Origin of the sequence: Flagellimonas sp., from assembly GCF_965601775.1 — a bacterium.
Taxonomy (GTDB): Bacteria; Bacteroidota; Bacteroidia; order Flavobacteriales; family Flavobacteriaceae; genus Flagellimonas.
In genome coordinates, this window is sequence record NZ_OZ271837.1 from 142,300 (window position 1) to 161,716 (window position 19,417).

Sequence of the window (19,417 nt, forward strand, 5' to 3'; positions counted from 1 at the left end):
CGATATGCCAAAAAAAATTAAGCTTGGAATACTTGGTGGGGGAGGCGATTCCTTGATTGGAGTGCTACACCGTGTAGCTGCTTACATAAATGATAATTATGAAATCACAGGTGGGGTGTTCAATGCCGCTCATGAGGAAAGCGTAGCATTTGCCAAGGAAATTGATATTCCAACAGGTCGAGTTTATGCAGATTTGGATGCATTAATTGAAGCCGAGCTGAAACTTCCAGAAGAGGAACGCATTCAAGTTTGTTCCGTGCTTACTCCGAACTTCTTGCATTTTCCCATGGCCAAAAAGCTGTTAGAAAATGGGTTTCATGTAATCTGCGAAAAACCAATGACCACCAATTATGAGGAGGCCAAAATTCTGCAGGCAACTTTGGCCAAGGCTAAAAAGGTGTTCGCAGTGACCCACACGTATACCGGCTACCCCATGGTTCGCCAAATGCGGGAAATGATAAAAGCTGGGGAATTAGGTAAAATCCACAAGGTGGACGCCCGTTACTACCAAGGTTGGATTAACAGCATTATCCATGACAAGGAAAAACGCTCTTCGGTTTGGAGATTGGACCCCAAAAAGGCGGGAATCAGTTCCTGTATGGGAGATATTGGAGTCCATGCCTTTAATATGATTGAATTTACCACAGGGCTACAGGTGAAATCTTTACTATGCGATTTCAACTATTTGTATGATGATAATCAAATGGACGTGGATGGCACGGTTTTGATACGGATGGACCAACACGTCAAAGGTGTGATTCGAAGTAGTCAGGTGGCAACGGGAGAAGAAAATGGGTTGGCGATTGCCATTTATGGTGAAAAGGGGGCATTCCGATGGGAGCAGGAAAACCCAAATTTTTTGTACAAACTAAGTGATACAGAACCCCTACAGGTTTACAAACCTGGGCATGCCTATAATTCAGAATTGTCTTTAGATGGTACTAAATTACCACCAGGGCATCCAGAAGGAATATTTGATGCGATGGCCAATATTTATCTGGGTGTGGCAAAGGCTATTCGAGGCGAAGCTTACAATGATGGAGAATTTCCAACCATGTTGGACGGTGTTCGAGGTCTTAACTTCATTGAAAGTACAGTAGAATCAAACAAGCAAGGAAATATCTGGATAGAACTGGATTAAGAGCTGTCCCTATATTGATATTGGTATGAAGGTTGAATGTATTCGGCCTTTTTATTTTGAATACAGTTTCTCAAACTGCTCAAAGACCACAATCATGCTTTCCCTAGGCACTTTACCAAACTCTGCAAGTTCTCGAGTGTAATAATCCCAGTGCACTTTTTTCCAATACGCCAAGCTCTTATCTCCTTCACCTTCCATACGGGCATGTTCTTCCCGGATGGCAAAATAAGGAATGAGACGAACCGAAGTGGTGCGGATAATACTTTGGGCGACACCCTTCCAATCGGTTACAATGGCTAAGTCACCGATTTTGGGAAGCACCTCTTTCCGCAGCTGCATCCCCAGCAAAGAATGGGATGAGGCACGTTTGATTTCCTTGTCGACCAATTCCGAACAGATATTGGCATCTTTTTCATTGTCGCAAAAATGAATGACTTTGGGAGTACCCTCGGTGAAAGAGTTTGACTCAGAATTTAGAAAGTCAGTCCACAATTCTTGGGCGGAAGCATTTTCCATTAAAGTTAGAATTTTGAATAAGGATAAAATTTGGGTTCATGCTGTTAAAGGTCCTAAGATAACCAATTGAAGCATTAAGAAAGAACGGAGAAACAAAAATTCAACAGTATTAGAGCTATTTTAATTCTAATTGAATGGCTATATTTAACCTTCCTGTAAAATAAGCGTTGATTCATCTAATTTCTTGAACAGAGAAACAAAGTAATCTCTGAATCATAATTTGACCAATATGAAAACAATAAAAGGACCTGCTGTTTTTCTTGCCCAATTTGTAGACAGTGAAGCACCATTTAATAGTTTGGATGGGTTATGTAAATGGGCTTCCGATTTAGGGTATAAAGGAATCCAAATTCCAACATGGGAATCATTTCTTATCGACTTGGATAAGGCAGCCGAAAGTCAGGACTATTGTGATGAACTCAAGGGAAAAATCAATTCGTATGGGCTGGAGATTACAGAACTTTCCACACATCTTCAGGGACAGTTGGTAGCGGTACATCCTGCCTACGATATTATGTTCGATAATTTTGCTCCCGACCATTTGAAAGGGAAACCTAAAGAAAGAACACAATGGGCAATTGAAACGGTTAAAAAAGCAGCTACTGCCAGCAGAAGGCTGGGGATAAGTGCCCACGCCACATTTTCTGGTGCCCTACTTTGGCATACTGCTCATCCTTGGCCTCAAAGACCTCCTGGATTGGTAGAAATGGGTTTTGAGGAATTGGCAAATCGATGGATGCCCATTTTGAATCATTTTGACGAAGAAGGGGTGGATGTGTGTTATGAGATACACCCTGGTGAAGATTTGCATGATGGCGATACCTTTGAACGCTTCTTGGAAGCAACAGGCAACCATAAACGGGTAAATATACTATACGACCCAAGCCATTTTGTACTTCAGCAATTGGACTACATCACCTACATTGATCACTATCATGAATTCATCAAATCGTTCCACGTAAAGGATTCAGAGTTTAATCCTACAGGAAAAAAAGGAGCCTTCGGCGGTTATAACGACTGGGGAGACCGAGCTGGACGTTATCGTTCCTTGGGTGATGGGCAAATTGACTTTAAGACCATTTTTTCCAAACTGACCCAATATGGCTGCGATGTTTGGGCGGTAATGGAATGGGAATGTTGCATAAAGAGTCCAGAACAAGGAGCTCGGGAAGGAGCTAAGTTTATTGCTGACCATATTATTGAGGCGACCACAAAGACTTTTGATGACTTTGCAGGCGCGGACACGGATACCGATAAGCTTAAAAGAATACTTGGATTATGAAAAAAATAAGTTTGCTTCTAGTTTTGATCTTGGCCTTTTCATGTAAAGAAAAACCAAAAGTGGAATCTACTGAAGAACAGGAAACACCTGAAGTTTCCACTGAAAAAGAATCGGAATGGACCATTTTGTTTGATGGCACCTCCTGGGATGGATGGCATGTGTACTCCGGGCGAGAGATCGAAAAAGCGTGGTCCCTACAAGACGGAGCTATGCTATTAAACAAGATTTCCGAAGCCCGAAAGGACGGAGAACGTTTCAACATGATAACCGATAAGGAGTATACCAATTTTGTACTTTCCATAGAATGGATGGTGAACAGTGGAGCCAATAGCGGTATTATGTGGGGCGTAGTTGAGGATGAAAAATATAACGAACCCTATCTTACGGGACCTGAGATACAGGTTTTGGATAACGTATCACATCCAGATGCGAAGAATGGGACTAGCCATCAGGCAGGAGCCCTCTACGATATGGTATCTCCAGCTCAAGATGTGGTAAAACCGGTTGGGGAATGGAATCATTACTTAATTACAATAAATCATGATACCAATGAAGGAAACGTGGTATTGAATGGAACAAAGATTACCGAATTTCCCGTTAATGGGGAAGCTTGGGATGCCATGGTGGCGGAGTCAAAGTTTGCCGATTGGGAAGCCTTCGGAAAATATAAAACTGGAAAGATTGTATTGCAAGATCATGGAGAGCCTATTGTAATCGGATATAGAAATATTAAGATTAAAGAATTGTAAGATGTCCAAACAAGTATTCACCTTTTTCGCAGCGTTAATTTTGATTATTGGTTTTGTAAAAGGTCAGGAAAAAGAACCCACTACGCCGGAAGCCACCGAATTCTATGAGCCTGTCCCTCCAAAGGTTACCCCAGGAAAGAATGGAGCGCCTCCCAGTGACGCCATCGTACTTTTTGATGGCAGTAATTTTGAACAATGGATTAGTTCTGTTGACAGTACTGATGTGAAATGGCATCTGAACAAGGACGGGAGTATGACCGTTAAAGATAAAACAGGAAATATTCAGACCAAGCGAAATTTTGGAAGCTTCCAACTGCATTTGGAATGGAAATCTCCGAGCGAAATCCAAAGGGAAGGTCAAAACCGAGCCAATAGTGGGGTATTTATTCAGCAACGCTATGAAGTCCAGATTTTGGATAACAATGATAATCCGACTTACGTGAATGGTCAAGTAGGTTCGGTATACAAGCAGGGAGTTCCATTGGCCATGGCTTCCGTACCCACTGGGGAATGGAATAGGTATGATATCATTTTTCATGCTCCCAAGTTTACCAAAGGAGGAAATATCGCTGAACCCGCCACAGTTACCGTAATTCACAACGGAGTTTTGGTCCAAGACCATTTTGAAATCGAAGGGACCATTAAATATATAGGTTGGCCTAAATATGAAGCGCACGGAAAAGCACCCTTAATGCTTCAAGACCATAGGGATAATAGCAGGGTGAGCTATCGGAATATCTGGGTAAGGGAACTGGAATAGTTTGCTTAACCAATATTTTTAAGGTCTTTTTTTAAACAGAAAGGGCGTAGGCTATTTTGGTTACCTTTGTCAAAATTCATTACTCCACATGATTCAGTCCATGACAGGCTTTGGAAAGCACGTGGTACAGCTTCCTTCCAAAAAAATTACCGTTGAAATAAAGTCATTGAATAGTAAAAATCTGGATATAAATACCAGAATCCCGCAAATATATCGCGAGAAAGAACTGGAATTGAGAAAAATGATTGCCGATGGCCTTTCCAGAGGTAAAGTAGATTTAGGGCTTTATGTGGAAATCACAGGAGAAGAAACCACTTCAGAAATCAATCAAGGCGTAGTAAAAAAATATATGGAGCAGTTGGGTTCCATAACAGATGGAGAACCCATTAAGCTCTTGGAATTGGCATTGCGCATGCCCGATACCCTTCGCAGCGATAAGGATGATATTGATGAAAGGGAATACGAATCCATAAAGGAAGCCATGCGAGAAGCCTTGTTGAAAATAAATAGCTTTCGTCAAAAGGAGGGAAGTGTTTTGGAAGCTGATTTTAAACTCCGACTAAAAACTTTGGGTAGCTTGCTAGAGGACATAAAAAAAATTGACCCTGAACGTCAGCATACCATAAGAGAGCGTTTAAATAGGGCCTTATCCGAACTTAAAGTTGAGGTGGACTCGAATCGATTTGAACAAGAGCTTATTTACTATTTGGAGAAATACGATATCACTGAGGAAAAAGTACGATTGGCCAATCATTTGGAATACTTTGATACCACCTTGCATTCTGAGGATTCCAATGGAAAAAAATTAGGGTTTATTGCACAGGAAATCGGAAGGGAAATCAATACTATAGGGTCTAAGGCCAATTATGCTCCTATGCAACAATTGGTGGTTCAAATGAAAGATGAGTTGGAGAAGATTAAGGAACAAATGTTGAATGTACTATGAGCAAGGGCGGAAAACTCATTATTTTTTCGGCACCTTCAGGTAGTGGAAAAACCACCATTGTAAGACATCTTTTAAAACAGCCCGAACTCAATTTGGCCTTTTCTGTTTCCGCTACCTCAAGGCCTCCAAGGGGAGAAGAGAGAGATGGGGTCAATTATTACTTCATATCCACCAAAGAATTCAAACAACATATTAAAAATGACGATTTTTTGGAATGGGAAGAGGTGTATCGAGACAATTTTTATGGCACCTTGAAGAGTGAGGTAGAGCGTCTTTGGGCGGAAGGAAAGAATGTAATATTTGATATTGACGTGGTAGGTGGATTACGCATCAAGAAAAAGTTTCCAAACGAAACCTTGGCCGTTTTTGTAAAACCGCCCAGTGTCGATGAGCTGAAAATCCGACTCAAAAAACGAAGCACGGAGAGTGAGGACAAAATCAACATGAGGGTGGCAAAAGCCTCCGTGGAGTTGGCAACCGCTCCCCAATTTGATAAAGTGATTAAAAACTACGATTTGGACAAGGCCTTTGAGGAATCCCATAAACTGGTGGCTGAGTTCGTTCAAGCTCAATCGGAAGAAGAGTAGATGACATGAAGCGAATCGGATTGTTTTTTGGAACTTTCAATCCTATTCACATAGGACATTTGGTCTTGGCCAACCACATGGTCGAGTTCTCGGATTTGGATGAGGTCTGGTTTGTGATAACTCCGCAAAGTCCTTTTAAAACCAATCAATCTTTGCTTGACAACCATCATCGTTATCAGATGGTGTATGAAGCGTTGGCAGACTATCCTAAGCTAAAGCCGAGTAAAATAGAATTTAATCTACCCCAACCCAATTATACCATCAATACGCTTACCTATTTGTATGAAGAATACCTAGGTACACATCGCTTTGCCTTGATTATGGGTGAGGACAATCTAAAAAGCTTCCATAAATGGAAGAACTATGAGGTTATTCTTGAAAATCATGAGATTTTCGTGTATCCTAGAATATCTGAAGGAAAGACCGTATCAAAATTATTGGATCATCCCAAGATTCGTCAAGTCGATGCGCCTATTATGGAGATTTCATCTTCCTTTATCAGAAGAGAACATGGTTTGGGTAAAAATGTGAGACCCCTACTTCCTGAGAAAGTTTGGAAATATATGGACGAAATGAACTTCTACAGAAAATAGACTAACCAGTTTTATCCGCTTTTTTCTATTCTAGCGGGTTCCACTGTACTATCATGCTCACTATAGTAAAGTTCCAACAACTTTAAGGTGGATTTTACCAAGTCTTTAGTTTCAGTCAGAAGTGAGAAGTATAAAGTGGTATTCTTAGGACTGGATTCTTCAGTACGTGTACGAGCAACTTGCTTTTCAATCTTATCCGAAACCATATTGAATAAATCTTCCCGTTGTCTCAGAATAGATTCTATTTGTCCAAAATTTCTGGATTGAAAGATTCCTTGGGTATTACTTAAAAGATCTTCTAGCGTAATATCAAGTTCCTTTAGCTCTTTGATCTGTGTATATTTTAATTTCTTGTGATTGTTGTGCACATGTTTGTGCCCTAGGGTAGAAATATATTCAAGAGATTGGGATATGTCTTGCAATAGCCCCAGTAGATTGATATAGAAATTACTGGCACCGCCCACACTGGATTCATCCAAATTTTTAATGAAATAGAATACGTTGTTCTTTAAGTCGTCTATTTCACGGGAAATCTTTTCAACCCCCTTGCGATTCTTTTTCAATATCTCAATGTCATGTCTTGCCAGACCATTGATGGAATTGGTATAGATTCTGTTACTACGCTTAATCATGTTCCCAATGTTGTCCGCACTTTCTTCAATAACCCCTTGAATGGAACTACTCTCTGCTCTTCTCAGACTATCCTCCGCTTTGATTACCTTGGTTTTTCTGTTGTGCGACATATAGTTTCTTAGTAAAATGACCGCAGTTGCCACAAGCAGTAGAATCAAAGAAACCAATTTGCCCAAATGTAAAAGATAGGCGATGATAGCGGCAGCGGTAAAAGCACACAAGGCCGTAAAAAACCAACCTCCAATGACATTCAGAACTCCTGCAACACGATATACCGCACTTTCCGCTCCCCAAGCCCTATCCGCCAAGGAAGTACCCATGGCCACCATAAAGGTTACATAGGTTGTGGACAAGGGTAGTTTCATTGAGGTGGCAATGGAAATAAGTACACTTGCCACCATTAAGTTAACCGAGGCTCGAACCATGTCAAAAGCAGGCAAGTCTTGAACTTTACTTTTTGGAACATACTCATATGGTATAGTGAACTGCTTATCCGTTATTTTCCGGATAGAAGGCGGAATAACCTTTATCAGATTTTCAGAGGCTGCAATACTGAATTTCACAATTTGTCTAGAAAGAAAATTAGGTTGAAAACGTTCTTCACCCTCATCTTGACGAGACAAATCCACACTGGTTTTTACTACGCTTTTTGCCTTGGAAGAAAACCAAAGCGTTACCACCATAATCGCTCCCGAAAGAAGAAGCAACAAGGTAGGGGTACGAACCGCTGCAGACAAACCACTCATGGTAAATTGAGATGGGTCTATCCCTGAGACACTCCAATCTTGAAAGGATTGAAGGGCGGCAATTGGTACTCCAATAAAGTTTACCAAATCGTTTCCAGCGAAAGCCATAGCCAAGGCAAAAGTCCCAAGCCCAATGACCAATCGGTAAATGTTTTTATTAAAAAAATGTGCCAAAACCCAGGATACCAAGGTCCAAACCACAAAATTGACCAGCGTAAAAATCTCAGTTCTACTAGCGGCAAAATCTGTGAGTGCTCCGTTGAACAAATCAGCACTTCTTAAGCCTTTAACCAAAATAAAATACTCGATAGCCGTGATGGCCAAACCGCCAAAAATGGCCTCAACCCACTTGGATTTGTTCTTATAATCGAATGAAATAAGCAGTCGGGAAATGAACTGTACGATAGCACCAATAGTAAAGGCGATGAAGACAGATAACAGAATGCCAAAAATAATCTGTCCAGCTTTATCTGTATTGATGTATGCCCCAAGGTCGGAGAATCCACCATCTAGATTGATAATCTTAATTAATGAGATAGCCACAGAAGCACCCAACAGTTCAAATACAATGGATACGGTAGTTGACGTTGGCATCCCCAGGGTATTGAAAAAATCAAGCAAGAGAATGTCCGTGATCATCACTGCCATGAAAATGAACATGATTTCGGCAAATACAAATTCCCCTGGATTAAAAATACCTTTTCGGGCCACCTCCATCATTCCACTGGAGGACATGGCACCGAAAGCGATACCTACACTCGCTACAATCATAATGGTGCGAAACGAAATGGCTTTGGAACCTATGGCCGAATTCAAAAAGTTGACCGCATCGTTGCTAACCCCTACCACCAAATCGGTTATGGCGAGTATCGCAAGAGCGATTACCATGAAAATGTAGATGTTTTCCCCCATCCTAAAATTTGAAATATGACAAAAATGCCACTATAAATCTGGACAAAGGTTAATAAAATGTTACCAAATTTCGTAGAAAACTTGGGATTTATTTTGCTGGAACCATAGCACATTTATCTTTTGGTATATCTTCGCCAAAATTCAAGGAATCTATGATTTGGGAACAATTACTTTCCCTGAAAAGGTACGGAGATACTACTAAACGGGAACGAAAAAATCAGGACGAAACCCGTTTGGGTTTTGAAGTGGATTATGACCGAATTATTTTTTCTTCACCGTTTCGAAGTTTACAAGATAAAACACAAGTAATTCCACTTCCCATCTCTGTTGGCTCCCGAAAGAACTTTGTTCATACGCGACTGACCCATAGTCTTGAGGTTTCTGTTGTTGGTCGAAGCTTGGGTCGGTCTGCCGGCAAACTCATTCTTTCAAAATATCCAGAGTTGAACCATCAATTGGGCCACCAAGTAAACGATTTTGGAGCTATAGTAGCCGCAGCTGCGCTTGCACATGACATTGGAAATCCTCCCTTTGGGCATAGCGGAGAAAAAGCCATTGGTAATTTTTTTGAAAATGGCAAAGGGAAAGGCTTTAAAGATGTCTTATCTGCAGAAGAGTACCAAGATTTGGTGGATTTTGAAGGGAATGCCAACGGATTTAAACTTTTAACCGAATCCAAGGCTGGAGTAATGGGAGGATTAAGGTTAAGCTATGCAACATTGGGTGCATTCATGAAATACCCGAAAGCCTCATTACCCAAAAAACCTTCAAAACACATAGCGGACAAAAAGTTTGGTTTTTTTCAAAGCGACAGTGACTTTTTTTTGGAGGTGGTCTCTGAATTGGGTCTAACTAGAAATCCGAATAACCCGGGCGTTGGATTTTACAGACATCCCTTGACTTACTTGGTGGAGGCAGCGGATGATATTTGTTATACCATAATAGATTTCGAGGACGGGATCAATCTTGGACTGATTTCAGAGGAGTATGCCCTAGAATATCTAATCAATTTGGTAAAGGAAAATATCAATACCAAGAAGTACAATGAATTGTCTCATACCAGTGACAGACTCAGCTATTTACGGGCGTTGGCTATTAGTACGTTGATATCAGATGCCATTGCTGTCTTTGCTGAAAAGGAGGATGAAATTCTGCAAGGAACCTTTAGTTCGGCCCTTTTGGATAAAGGGAAGTACAAAGCTCAGGTAGATGATATCATTAAGATAAGTGTTGAGAAAATCTATCAGTCCACCGAGGTGATAGACAAGGAAATAGCGGGGTATCGCATTCTTCAAGACTTGTTGGATGTGTTTACCACGGCCATTATTAATACTAAGAAGGGTATGGGGTCCAATTATGATAGATTGCTTATCAAAAGCTTGCCAAATGGTTTTGGTAATATTGAGAAGTCTACATATAAGATTCTATTGGACACCTGTTGTTTTATTGCTGGCTTGTCAGATAGCGCTGCGGTCCATCTCCACAACAAGATTATGGGGAAACAGCTCTAAAAAGCGTAGGTCAATCCCACTCCCAGTAATTGTTTAAATTGGATTCTAGGCTCTCCCGGGTCTATGACCGTGCCGTCGTCAGCAAATTCCTCATCAAATCGAATATCGTCATCATAGATAAGGTGGGTTCCCACATTGGCATTAATATACTTGTTCACCTTCAAATTAAAGTTTACTTCCCAATCGACATCCACATTACCAAAACTCCTGATATAATCAGTATATAAACTTAAGCGATGGTTCATAAATACATTTTTGAAAATTTCTTTCTCCCAAGTATTCCTGAGTACAAATCCAACTTCAGTAAAGACACTTTTACCTTCCTCCACACCAAAAGCTCCTTGATTGGATAAGGTTTCATCCAATACAAAAGTAGCCTTAAGAGAAAGTGGAGACACAAAGAGATTAAACTTATCGTTAGGAACGATATACGCTTTTCCCGCACTTAAAAAAAAGTATCCAGGGGCCATAAACCGGGAGATAGGTGTAGTTGTGTCCGGATAATTGAATCCGTTTGAAAACTGAGTGTTGAATGAGGCATTTATGGCATAATACCAATTGGTAATCGTGTCTTTTCGAAAACTAAATGTGGAGTTAAGCCGAATCTGGTCATCGGTTTTCCGTAGTTCCCTACCCTCTTGTGCGTTGATACCATATCGCAGCCGTAGCTCGTTTTTCCAATCGAGGTATCTGAACTTGTAATTACGGGTAAAGCGTAAATTGGCTAGTGCAGAAACGGAATTTTCTCCACCTGCGTTCCAGTTGACAAAGGCAACCTCATTAATGTTCAAACCAAATTCATGACCCTTGTCCCAAAAAGATTGGGGCACAAAGCGCTTAAATTTTTTAGTTAAGGGCTTGGTACGGTTTAGAAAAGTAACTGGACTGGACAATCTTGCGCCTCTTGGCACATACTTTAGCTTAACGTCCTTAATTCTAACAGGTCGGAAGCTTTCAGTACTATCGTTGTTTCTTTCAAACACCTTTAACGGATTGACCTGGGCATAAGATGAAAAAAAAGAAACCAAACATAGGATAACAACGAATTGAATTCGCGTCATAAGGCCGATTTAATGGTTGTGCGCAACGAATTTATATCAATTCCAGCTAATTCATGTGTTTCTGGCATCGTACCGTGGTCAATAAACCTATCCGGTATACCAAAACAGCGAATAGGTTTGGATATACCATGCTCACTTGCGAATTCCAGTATGGCCGAACCAAAACCTCCGATTTGACAACCGTCTTCAACGGTAAAAACGTTATCGTATCGCCCAAAAATGGTATGTAACAATTCTGAATCTAGGGGCTTTACAAATCTCATGTTATAATGCCCCACCATACCATCCTTATCGATTTCATCTAAAAGCTGGGTTATTACATTACCAATATGTCCAATAGTTAGTATCGCCAATTTTGTCCCTTTTCTCAGGCACTCTCCTCTACCAATGGGAATGGATTCAAATGGAGTTTGCCAGTTGAGGGTGACTCCTCTTCCTCTGGGGTATCTTATAGCCATTGGATGGGTAAGGCCTTTTTGCACAGTGTACATCACATTGCGCAATTCCACCTCATTCATGGGAGCAAAAACCGTTAGATTCGGAATGCATCTGAGATAGGCTAAATCAAAAACTCCATGGTGAGTGGGGCCATCCTGACCCACAAGTCCAGCCCGGTCCAAACAAAAAATGACAGGAAGGTTCTGCAAGGCTACATCATGAATAATTTGGTCATAAGCTCGCTGCAAAAAGGTGGAGTAGATATTGCAAAAAGGTATTAGACCTTGTGTTGCCATACCAGCAGCCAAGGTTACCGCATGCTGTTCGGCTATACCTACATCAAAGGCCCTATCCGGAATAGCTTCCATCAAATATTTTAATGAGCTACCTGTTGGCATCGCTGGGGTAATGCCAATAATATTTTTGTTTTGTTTCGCCAATTCAACCAAGGTGTGTCCAAAAACATCTTGATATTTTGGGGGCATGCCTTTGTCTGTTTTTTTGAGTCGCTCCCCTGTTGTCGCATCGAATTTACCTGGTGCATGATAAGCAACTTGATTCTCCTCAGCCTTTTGGAGCCCCTTGCCTTTTTTGGTGATAATATGAAGCAGTTTAGGCCCTTCAATGGTTTTAAGGCGTTCCAGTTCTTCAATTAAAACATCCAAGTCATGCCCATCAATAGGACCTGAATAGTTCAAATTGAGACATTCAAACAGGTTTTCGTCTTTGGCAGTACCCTGTTTCACATTGGTCAAATATTTTTTCAATGCCCCAACGCTTGGATCTATACCGATGGCATTGTCGTTAAGGATGATTAGGGCGTTCACATCAGTTACCCCAAGATGGTTCAATCCTTCAAAGGCCATTCCGCTGGCGATGGAGGCGTCTCCTACAACGGCAATGTGCTGTCTGTTTGTAATGCCTTTTAATTTTGAGGCAAGCGCCATACCCAAAATAGCAGAAATTCCCGTTGAGCTGTGACCTGTTCCGAAATCATCATATTCACTTTCGCTTCTTTTTGGGAAACCGCTGATACCTCCCAATTGACGATTGGTATCGAATATTTCCTTCCTTCCGGTTAGAATTTTATGTCCATAAGCCTGATGGCCTACATCCCAAATCAGTTTGTCCTCTGGAGTGTTGAATACATAATGTAGGGCAATAGTTAATTCTACCACTCCCAAGCTAGCACCTAAATGTCCTTCTTTGGTAGCGACAATTTCTATGATGAATTCCCGCAACTCTTTTGCCAGAATCGACAACTTGGTTTTATCCAGTTCTTTTAAATCCTTAGGCGAGTTGATATGTGCTAACAGTGATTCCAAAAAGATAAAAAGCAAAAATACCCATTATCCATAAATTGATTTGTTTTAGATTCGCTTGAAAATTAAATCTTTGAAGACTTTGGAAAACCCATTTGATGATGCCTACTTCATGAAAAAAGCGTTACAAGAAGCTGAGCTTGCTTTCCAAAATGGAGAGGTTCCAGTTGGTGCGGTAGTGGTAATTGATAATCGGATTATTGGGAAAGCCCACAACTTAACAGAAAGATTGAAGGATGTTACCGCGCATGCGGAAATGCAGGCGATTACTGCTGCTTCCAATTTTTTGGGAGGCAAATATTTGCATCGCTGCACAATGTATGTCACATTAGAACCCTGCCAAATGTGTGCTGGTGCTTTGTACTGGAGTCAGATTGCAAAGTTGGTTTATGGTGCTCCAGATTTGGAGCGTGGCTTTAATGTAATGGGAACTCAACTACACCCTAAAACGGAAATTACAGGTGGGGTTTTGGAAAATGAAGCTTCAGAGTTACTAAAACGTTTTTTTATTCAAAGGAGAAACCTAAATTGACACCCAAGCTCTCACTGTTTTGGGAAAGATGGTTCGCAAAAAGGAAACCTTGGTTTTCATACGTTCCGAAACTAGGATAGTTCAGGGCTGCTGAAGCGGCGTCACCGTAGAAAAAGTTGAACAGTATGGAATACTTCTCCGAATCACAGTTTTGGTTAAAATATTCCTTTGCTTTTTTAAGATTTTCCTTGCTAATAGAGTCTTTTTTAGGACGTCTCTTTGATGCGATATATACTTCTTGATGAACAAAATCTTTTAAGGCTTTTGGTTGCCCGATATCAATCCAAAACAACATGCGATAGGCGTACTCCAGGGTTCGGGAGACTATTTTTTCTTTTGTAAACGCTTCAGAGCACCAAAAATAGGGGGTGCAAAATCGCCGTTTTACCAAGGGGTCGATATTGAACTTGCTGGTATAGTCAACTGTACATCTATCGGACCATGAACCACCAACATCATCTGCTAGGTTTAGGACCACTTGAATATCAGGGAAGGTCTTTGTGTCTATTTCTGTATTTATTTTTTGAAGCGTTTCGGACATTAACACCTCTGCTTTTAACCTTTTCAGTTCTTGAATTTTTTCCAAGACGTTCTCTTTGCCCATGGGGTTGTATCCAGCTATGGGCAGGAGCATATCTTTTTTTTGTTCACCTTGAAGCATATTTAGATATATGTCAAATCTCCTCCTGTCCCTTGGTAACTTATAAAGGGATTCCATTTGGTCCAATATGGGATGAAGGGTAAACATTGTTCAAAATTACTTGGATTAGGAGCCAAAAAAACCCTGATGCATGCATCAGGGTGTACTTAATCAAGAATACAATATATTATCCGATTACTTGCACTTGTGCAGCAACCACTCCTTTTCTTCCTTCTTCTTCAGAATATTCTACCTTGTCTCCGTCTTTAAGCTCTACGCCGTTCAACGCAGTAACATGGACAAAAATGTCGCGACCTGTTTCGTCGTTGGTAATGAATCCATAACCTTTGGATTCATTGAAAAATTTTACTGTACCAGTCATTAAAAATAAAAATTGTTAAAACGCGAAGGTATGCTATTAAAATGGTAAGTGATAGTATTACTCTTTAAATCTTTGGAAAATTATGGCTTCTTCTTATTCTCGGCCTCTTTAGCCTGCATTTTTTCAATATTTTCCTTGTTTAGCATGTAGTCTTTCATTTTTTTACCCTTGCTCTCCTTGAAAAGGAAAAGGGGCATAGCAATTAAAAATAGGCCAACAGTCCCTGCTCCTATGAATTTGTTCCCCTTTTGTTCGTTTTCGGTCTTAATTTGAAATCCGTAAAAAATGGAGCAGAAGGATAGCACCACAATCCCTGTAATTAGATATTTCACTTTAAACTTCATGCGGAAAAATTGATAAGTTTTCTTCGATATGCGGTGAGTAGTTTTGATTTTGATACAAAGCCCACATATTTCCCATCTTTGATTACAGGAAGATTCCATGCTCCACTATCCTGAAACTTTCGCATGACTTCTTTCATGGTATCTGTATCTTGAAAAATATGTTCGGGAGGGGCATGCATTAAGTTTTTTACAAATACTTTATCATAGAGTTCAGTTTCGAACATAATCTCGCGAATATCGTCCAAAATAATAATACCAATAAGTTTTTTTTCTTCATCCAAGACCGGAAAAAGGTTTCTTTTGGATTTAGAAACTGATTGGTACAGCATTTCACCCAATGACATCTCTGGAGTGACTGACTTAAAGTTCTTTTCGATAACGTCCTCAACCTCCATAAGATTTAATACCATTTGGTCTTTATTGTAGGTCAATAGTGCTCCAATTTTGGCAAGTTCTTTCGTGTAAATGGTGTAATCCAAGGCGTTTTTGGTGATTAAATAGGATATGGAGGCGGTAATCATCAAGGGAACAAACAGCTGATATCCTCCTGTTATTTCGGCAATAAGGAAGATTGCGGTAAGAGGTGCGTGAATCACCCCAGCGATCAGGCCGGCCATTCCAATCAAGGTAAAATTACTTTCTGAAACTTCCCAACCCAGTCCCAGATTGTTGATGATTTTTGCCACTACGTTACCCAGCGCACTTCCCATTACCATGGTTGGTATGAATACTCCACCTGCACCCCCAGCTGCAAATGTAGTTGTCATGGCTATAGCCTTAAATAAAGTAATTCCGAAGAGGAGGGCTATTACTACCCAAATATTTTCTGTGTAGGCATCGAATGGAGTGGTTCCCAAAGCTAGTAGGTGGTTCCCATCAAGCAGATTATTGATAAATCCAAAACCCTCTCCATATAGGGGAGGAATAGCATAAAGCATTATGCCTATAGCAATCCCTCCGACCAAAAGGCGGTATTTTGGACTTCTAAAAGGCTCAAACCACTTGAGAATCTGAAAATACATTTTGGTAAAATAGATTGAAGCAAATCCGGTACCCACTCCCAATAATATATAGAAAAGGGTATCACCAAGCTGAAAGCCTTCATTCAATGAAAAGCTAAAGAGTAACTCATTCCCCAAAAAAAAGTATGATGTAAGTACAGCGGAAATAGAGGCCAATAACAGGGGTAACAAGGATGACATGGCCAAATCCAGGGAGAACACTTCCATAGCAAAAATAACTGCTGCTATTGGCGATTGGAAAATGGATGAAATGGCACCTGCGGAGGCACAGGCTACCAATAAAGAACGAGTTTTAGCATCAATATGAAGTATTTTACTAAGGCTCGAACTCAGTGCTGCACCGGATTGCACCGCTGGACCCAGCAAACCAACGGACCCTCCAAAACCTACAGTTAGAGGAGCTGCAATTAAAGGAGTATAGATATCTTTTACGGGCAGCAAACCCCTTTTTTTGGATAGAGAAAAGATAATGGAGGACACGGCATGTTGTAAGGGTTGTTTATGAACAAACTTGACATATAGGAAAACCAAAGCCAACCCAACAATGGGAAGAATAAAATACAATTGGTTCTCCGAAAAAATGATACCGGCTTTTAATAGGGATTGAATAAGATACGTGGTGTTTTTTAGGGTTACCGCCACCAAACCTGCCAAAAACCCCACAATGAGGCTGGTAACATGCACAAAGGTCTTATTGGAGACGTTTTTATATCTCCATTTTAAAAAACGGGTCAGTAATTTTTTGACTTTACTGTCCATCCGGAGGTTATTGAATAAAAGTATTAAAAAATCCCGCCATTAAGCGGGATTTTCAAATTGTTACATATCCAATTTTAAATGGAGTTCCTTCAATTGTTCTTCGTCTATGTTTGCAGGGGCATCAATCATCACATCGCGTCCACTGTTGTTTTTTGGGAAAGCGATGAAATCACGGATAGTTTCTTGTCCTCCAAGAATGGCTACCAGACGGTCCAACCCAAAGGCTATGCCTCCATGGGGAGGTGCCCCATATTGGAAAGCATCCATAAGGAATCCAAATTGGGCTTTGGCTTCTTCTGGAGTGAATCCAAGATGTTTGAACATCGTAGCCTGTATTTCTTTATCATGAATACGAATGGAACCCCCACCAATTTCGTTTCCATTCAATACCAAATCATAGGCATTGGCCCGAACGGCTCCCGGGTCTGTATCCAATAATTCCAATTGACCCGGTTTTGGTGAAGTAAATGGGTGGTGCATGGCGTGATAGTTACCGGTTTCTTCATCCAATTCCAATAACGGAAAATCTATGACCCATAGCGGAGCAAATTCATCGGATTTTCTCAATCCCAAACGTTTTGCCATTTCCATGCGAAGTGCACTAAGCTGGGCTCGGGTTGTATTGGTGTCTCCGGAAAGTACACAAATCAAATCACCAGCTTCCGCTCCGGTTACTTTGGCCCATTCCGCTAAGTCCTCTTGGTCGTAAAACTTATCTACTGAGGATTTGAAAGTACCGTCTTCATTGCATTTTACATAGACCATACCTTTGGCACCCACCTGTGGTCGCTTTACCCAGTCAATAAGCTTGTCAATTTCCTTGCGAGTGTATGAAGCTCCTCCGGGAACGGCAATGCCGACAACCAATTCTGCAGAATTGAAGACATTGAAATCTTTATGCTGAGCAACGGAGTTTAATTCACCAAATTCCATCCCGAAACGAATGTCAGGTTTGTCATTCCCATATTTCTGCATCGCTTCATCAAAAGTCATTCTTGGAAAGTCGTCGGAATCTATTCCATGTATCTCCTTGAGAAGATGCTTGGTAAGACCCTCAAACGCATTTAGGATGTCCTCTTGCTCTACAAATGCCATTTCGCAATCAATCTGGGTGAACTCGGGTTGGCGGTCAGCTCTCAAATCTTCATCTCTGAAGCACTTCACGATTTGAAAGTACTTATCCATACCACCAACCATCAGCAACTGTTTGAACGTCTGAGGGGATTGGGGAAGGGCATAAAACTGACCTTCGTTCATTCGGCTGGGGACTAGGAAATCCCTAGCACCCTCAGGAGTGGATTTTATTAAATAGGGAGTTTCGACTTCGATAAAGCCATGGTCTGATAAGTATTTTCGAACCTCCATGGTCACCTTGTGCCGAAAGATAAGATTGTTCTTTACTGGATTTCTTCGGATGTCGAGATATCGATACTTCATTCTAATATCTTCTCCACCATCCGTATCATCCTCAATGGTAAATGGAGGAAGCTCTGATGGATTGAGAATCTGAAGCTCGTTCACCAACACTTCAATATCACCCGTGGAAATATTGGGATTTTTTGATGCTCTTTCAATCACCGTACCTTTTACCATGATAACGGTTTCTCGACCGAGCTCTTTTGCTTTCTCCAAAAGTTCTTTGGAAGAGCGATCCTCATCAAATACCAATTGGGTAATGCCATATCTATCTCTAAGATCAACCCATACCACAAAACCCTTGTCGCGTACTTTATGTACCCAACCGCTTAAGGTTACTACAGTATTTATATCTGACGAGCGAAGTGCCCCACAAGTCGTATTTCTGAACATAATTTGAGAATGAACGGCAAATTTAAAAGGAATGCTGTGATTTACTATCAGTTATACAGATTAAATATCAGATTATGTATTTGGGAGATATATGAACCAGAATTTTCAAGAATTTTGATGGAAACAATTACAAAACTATTGATTAACGTAAAATTTACATATCATTTAAAAAGGACTTACTGCTAAAAGCATCGATGATTTGTAATAAAAAGTATAATAATAGAATTAGTTAAATCATTGATTGACAGTTTATTAAAAGTTTAAAGTTAATTTAATGTAAATTAAATGTTATTCAAAAGTGTATTTAATGTAAAATAATAACTACTTTTACATCGTTATAAGTTCGGAAAATAATTTAAAACCCATAATAGATGAAGCAATCGATATTACTCTTAATGATGGTGTTTTCGGTCTGTATGTACGCTCAAGAAACAGAACCGACTTTGGAAAAAGTGGGGAAAATGGTAAAAGCTACATATTTTCACGAAAACGGTAATGTAGCCCAAACGGGTTATATGTTAAAAGGTAAGTTGCATGGACAATGGTTTATGTATACGGATAATGGAAAGAAAATTGCTTCCGGTAAATATGAGGAAGGAAAAAGAGCTGGGAAATGGTTCTTTTGGGAAGGTGAGATTTTAAAGGAAGTAGATTACTTGGACAATCGAATTGTTAGTGTGAAAAACTGGAATAGATCAGAAATCGTTTCGGTGGATTTATAAAAAGTTTGTC

General features: G+C 40.4%; 19 protein-coding genes. 10 read left to right on the forward strand and 9 right to left on the reverse strand.

Annotation, left to right across the window (positions count from 1 at the left end):
- The first annotated feature begins 4 nt into the window (after positions 1-4).
- Positions 5-1,141: a Gfo/Idh/MocA family protein gene (locus tag ACSLUF_RS00685; RefSeq protein WP_435624211.1), complete on the forward strand. Its 1,137-nt coding sequence runs from the start codon at positions 5-7 to the stop codon at positions 1,139-1,141.
- A 51-nt stretch (positions 1,142-1,192) separates the two neighbouring features.
- Here the strand turns inward: ACSLUF_RS00685 and ACSLUF_RS00690 are convergent, their stop codons facing one another.
- On the reverse strand, positions 1,193-1,657 hold the full coding sequence (locus ACSLUF_RS00690; RefSeq protein WP_435624212.1) for an ASCH domain-containing protein: 465 nt from the start codon (positions 1,655-1,657) through the stop codon (positions 1,193-1,195).
- 229 nt (positions 1,658-1,886) lie between these two features.
- Between ACSLUF_RS00690 and ACSLUF_RS00695 the strand changes: the two genes are divergently transcribed.
- From ACSLUF_RS00695 to nadD, 6 genes are all read left to right on the forward strand, one after another.
- Positions 1,887-2,939, forward strand: coding sequence for a sugar phosphate isomerase/epimerase family protein (locus ACSLUF_RS00695; RefSeq protein WP_435624213.1), 1,053 nt, complete (start codon positions 1,887-1,889; stop codon positions 2,937-2,939).
- Positions 2,936-3,688, forward strand: coding sequence for a 3-keto-disaccharide hydrolase (locus tag ACSLUF_RS00700; protein ID WP_435624214.1), 753 nt, complete (start codon positions 2,936-2,938; stop codon positions 3,686-3,688). Before ACSLUF_RS00695 ends, ACSLUF_RS00700 begins: the two co-directional genes overlap by 4 nt.
- Position 3,689: 1 nt before the next feature.
- A complete protein-coding gene (locus tag ACSLUF_RS00705) occupies positions 3,690-4,448 on the forward strand; it encodes a 3-keto-disaccharide hydrolase (protein WP_435624215.1) in 759 nt (252 codons plus the stop codon).
- Between the two features lie 88 nt (positions 4,449-4,536).
- Complete coding sequence (locus ACSLUF_RS00710) at positions 4,537-5,394, forward strand: YicC/YloC family endoribonuclease (protein WP_435624216.1); 858 nt, start codon at positions 4,537-4,539, stop codon at positions 5,392-5,394.
- The gene (gene gmk / locus ACSLUF_RS00715) at positions 5,391-5,981 is read left to right on the forward strand and encodes a guanylate kinase (RefSeq protein ID WP_435624217.1); all 591 of its coding nucleotides are present in this window, start codon (positions 5,391-5,393) and stop codon (positions 5,979-5,981) included. Before ACSLUF_RS00710 ends, gmk begins: the two co-directional genes overlap by 4 nt.
- Before the next feature lie 5 nt (positions 5,982-5,986).
- On the forward strand, positions 5,987-6,574 hold the full coding sequence (nadD, locus tag ACSLUF_RS00720) for a nicotinate (nicotinamide) nucleotide adenylyltransferase (RefSeq protein WP_435624218.1): 588 nt from the start codon (positions 5,987-5,989) through the stop codon (positions 6,572-6,574).
- 11 nt (positions 6,575-6,585) lie between these two features.
- On the opposite strand, the gene ACSLUF_RS00725 is transcribed toward nadD, so the two are convergent.
- A complete protein-coding gene (locus ACSLUF_RS00725) occupies positions 6,586-8,865 on the reverse strand; it encodes an inorganic phosphate transporter (protein WP_435624219.1) in 2,280 nt (759 codons plus the stop codon).
- Positions 8,866-9,017: 152 nt separating this feature from the next.
- On the opposite strand from ACSLUF_RS00725, the gene dgt reads away from it, so the two are divergent.
- On the forward strand, positions 9,018-10,376 hold the full coding sequence (gene dgt / locus ACSLUF_RS00730; RefSeq protein ID WP_435624220.1) for a dGTP triphosphohydrolase: 1,359 nt from the start codon (positions 9,018-9,020) through the stop codon (positions 10,374-10,376).
- On the opposite strand, the gene ACSLUF_RS00735 is transcribed toward dgt, so the two are convergent.
- Positions 10,373-11,437, reverse strand: a complete 1,065-nt coding sequence (locus ACSLUF_RS00735; RefSeq protein WP_435624221.1) for a DUF3078 domain-containing protein — start codon at positions 11,435-11,437, stop codon at positions 10,373-10,375. The two genes, dgt and ACSLUF_RS00735, sit on opposite strands and share 4 nt — an antisense overlap.
- A complete protein-coding gene (dxs, locus tag ACSLUF_RS00740; RefSeq protein ID WP_435624222.1) occupies positions 11,434-13,200 on the reverse strand; it encodes a 1-deoxy-D-xylulose-5-phosphate synthase in 1,767 nt (588 codons plus the stop codon). Before dxs ends, ACSLUF_RS00735 begins: the two co-directional genes overlap by 4 nt.
- Positions 13,201-13,279: 79 nt before the next feature.
- Between dxs and ACSLUF_RS00745 the strand changes: the two genes are divergently transcribed.
- Positions 13,280-13,729 carry a nucleoside deaminase gene (locus ACSLUF_RS00745; RefSeq protein WP_435625857.1) on the forward strand — a complete coding sequence of 150 codons (450 nt, stop codon included), beginning with the start codon at positions 13,280-13,282 and terminating at the stop codon, positions 13,727-13,729.
- Here ACSLUF_RS00745 and ACSLUF_RS00750 read toward each other — a convergent pair.
- The 5 genes from ACSLUF_RS00750 to aspS all read right to left on the reverse strand — a co-directional run bounded on the left by ACSLUF_RS00750 (position 13,704) and on the right by aspS (position 18,685).
- Positions 13,704-14,477, reverse strand: a complete 774-nt coding sequence (locus ACSLUF_RS00750; protein ID WP_435624223.1) for a hypothetical protein — start codon at positions 14,475-14,477, stop codon at positions 13,704-13,706. The two genes, ACSLUF_RS00745 and ACSLUF_RS00750, sit on opposite strands and share 26 nt — an antisense overlap.
- 79 nt (positions 14,478-14,556) lie before the next feature.
- Complete coding sequence (locus ACSLUF_RS00755) at positions 14,557-14,751, reverse strand: cold-shock protein (protein ID WP_106144042.1); 195 nt, start codon at positions 14,749-14,751, stop codon at positions 14,557-14,559.
- Between the two features lie 80 nt (positions 14,752-14,831).
- Positions 14,832-15,095, reverse strand: coding sequence for a hypothetical protein (locus ACSLUF_RS00760; protein WP_435624224.1), 264 nt, complete (start codon positions 15,093-15,095; stop codon positions 14,832-14,834).
- The gene (locus ACSLUF_RS00765) at positions 15,092-16,876 is read right to left on the reverse strand and encodes a chloride channel protein (RefSeq protein ID WP_435624225.1); all 1,785 of its coding nucleotides are present in this window, start codon (positions 16,874-16,876) and stop codon (positions 15,092-15,094) included. Before ACSLUF_RS00765 ends, ACSLUF_RS00760 begins: the two co-directional genes overlap by 4 nt.
- 60 nt (positions 16,877-16,936) lie before the next feature.
- Complete coding sequence (gene aspS / locus ACSLUF_RS00770) at positions 16,937-18,685, reverse strand: aspartate--tRNA ligase (RefSeq protein ID WP_435624226.1); 1,749 nt, start codon at positions 18,683-18,685, stop codon at positions 16,937-16,939.
- A gap of 371 nt (positions 18,686-19,056) precedes the next feature.
- Between aspS and ACSLUF_RS00775 the strand changes: the two genes are divergently transcribed.
- On the forward strand, positions 19,057-19,407 hold the full coding sequence (locus ACSLUF_RS00775; RefSeq protein ID WP_435624227.1) for a toxin-antitoxin system YwqK family antitoxin: 351 nt from the start codon (positions 19,057-19,059) through the stop codon (positions 19,405-19,407).
- The last annotated feature ends 10 nt before the right edge of the window (positions 19,408-19,417 follow it).